Source organism: Synechococcus sp. OH2, from assembly GCF_047462155.1.
GTDB lineage: Bacteria > Cyanobacteriota > Cyanobacteriia > Thermostichales > Thermostichaceae > Thermostichus.
In genome coordinates this window covers 62534-64385 of sequence record NZ_JANSIR010000067.1, presented here as the reverse complement: position 1 = coordinate 64385, position 1852 = coordinate 62534, and the positions used below count along the sequence as shown (strand labels likewise).

The 1852-nt window shown below is 63.6% G+C and carries 1 protein-coding gene and 1 pseudogene; both read left to right on the top strand.

Features of this window, described 5'->3' with window-relative positions:
* Positions 1-101: 101 nt before the first annotated feature.
* Positions 102-1598, top strand: a complete 1497-nt coding sequence (gene trpE, locus NW835_RS05840) for an anthranilate synthase component I (protein ID WP_414372345.1) — start codon at positions 102-104, stop codon at positions 1596-1598.
* Positions 1599-1604: 6 nt separating this feature from the next.
* Positions 1605-1852: pseudogene (locus tag NW835_RS05835) on the top strand (phytanoyl-CoA dioxygenase); the annotation flags it as partial.

Genomic DNA, 1852 nt, shown 5'->3' with positions numbered 1-1852 from the left:
TAAAGCGGATGGGGAACCCCCCCCCGCCTGCGCGGTGGGGTAGTTCATTGGTTGCCCGCCTTAGGGTAAAGTCGAGAGGCAAACCGCAGGAAGTGCAGGCCATGATCTCCCCTTCCCTGAAGGAGTTTCTCGCCCTCAGCCAACAGGGCAATTTCATCCCGGTGTACCAGGAATGGGTGGCGGACTTGGAAACGCCTGTCTCTGCCTGGTACCGGGTCTGTGCCGGGCGGCCCTACAACTTTTTGTTGGAATCGGTGGAGGGAGGGGAGCAGGTGGCCCGCTACAGCTTCCTCGGCTGCGATCCCCTGTGGGTGCTAGAGGTGCGCGGGGATCAGGCCTTGCAAATCCACCGCGACGGGCGTCGAGAACAGCACCACGGGGATCCCTTTGCCATTTTGGCCCGCTGCCTGCAGCCCTATGAGCCGGTGCACCTGCCGGAGTTGCCCAGCAGCATTGGCGGGCTGTTCGGCTACTGGGGCTATGAGCTGATTCGCTGGATTGAGCCCAAGGTACCCATCCATCCCCCGCAGCCAGGGGATCCGCCCGACGCCATCCTAATGCAGGTGGACAGCATCCTGATCTTCGACCAGGTGAAGCGCAAGATCTGGGTGGTGGCCTTTGCCGACACGCGCCAGCAGCCGGCGGAGCAGGCCTACGCCCAAGCTTGCCAGCGGGTGGAAACGCTGCTGCAACAGCTCAGCGCTCCCCTGTCGCTATCCCACTTCAGCCTCGACTGGAAGCCCCACCTGCCCGATGCCATTCCCCCCAGCACCCTCAGCCGCGCCGCCTACTGCCAGGCGGTGGAGCAGGCCAAAGCCTACATCCGCGCCGGCGAGATCTTTCAGGTGGTGCTCTCGCAGCGCTTGACCAGCCGCTTTGACGGGGATCCCTTTCGCCTCTACCGCTCCCTGCGGCTGATTAACCCCTCCCCCTACATGGCATTTTTGCAGTTTGGGGATCTGTGCCTGATTGGCTCCAGCCCAGAGGTGATGGTCAAGCTCAGCCGGGTGGGGGAAGAGCGCATCGCCACCGTGCGTCCCATCGCAGGCACCCGCCCCCGCGGCGCCACCCCTGCCGAAGACCGCCAGTTGGAGCAAGAGCTCTTGGCGGATCCCAAGGAGCGGGCGGAGCACGTCATGCTGGTGGACTTGGCCCGCAACGACCTGGGAAGGGTCTGCCGCCTGGGATCCGTGCAGGTGGACGACCTGATGCAGATTGAGCGCTACAGCCACGTGATGCACATCGTCAGCAACGTGGTAGGGCAGTTGGATCCCCGCCACAGCGCCTGGGATCTGCTACGGGCCACCTTTCCTGCCGGCACCGTTACCGGCGCCCCCAAAATTCGCGCCATGCAGATTATCCACGAGCTGGAAGGGTGCCGCCGCGGCCCCTACGCCGGTGCCTACGGCTACTATGACTTCTCCGGCCAACTGAACACCGCCATCACCATCCGCACCCTGCTGGTTCAACGGGGCCAGGTGAGCGTCCAAGCCGGGGCGGGCATCGTGGCCGACTCGGATCCAGAGCGGGAATATCAAGAATGTTTGAACAAGGCGCGGGGCATGCTGATGGCAGTGGCCAGTCTGCAAAAGGGGTAAAGGTTCATGTTAGCCGAGGTGCGCTTTAGCCATATAGGACAGCAGCCGGATCCGGAGACCGTAGAGCAGGCGTTTCACCTGTTTTCCACCGAGGGCTACCTGGTGCTGCCGGAGATCTTCCCCACGGCGCTCATCGACAAGCTGCACAGCAGCTTTCTGGCCACCTACAGTCGCTACTGCACCCACGAGAACCACACCGACGCCCTGTTGGTGGGCAATCGACGAGTGATGGTGACGGTGCGCCTGGAGGGGCC

What these genes read in the sequence shown, in the direction of transcription:
- trpE (WP_414372345.1), top strand. Translation starts at nt 102, where the DNA reads ATGATCTCCCCTTCCCTGAAGGAGTTTCTCGCCCTCAGCCAACAGGGC.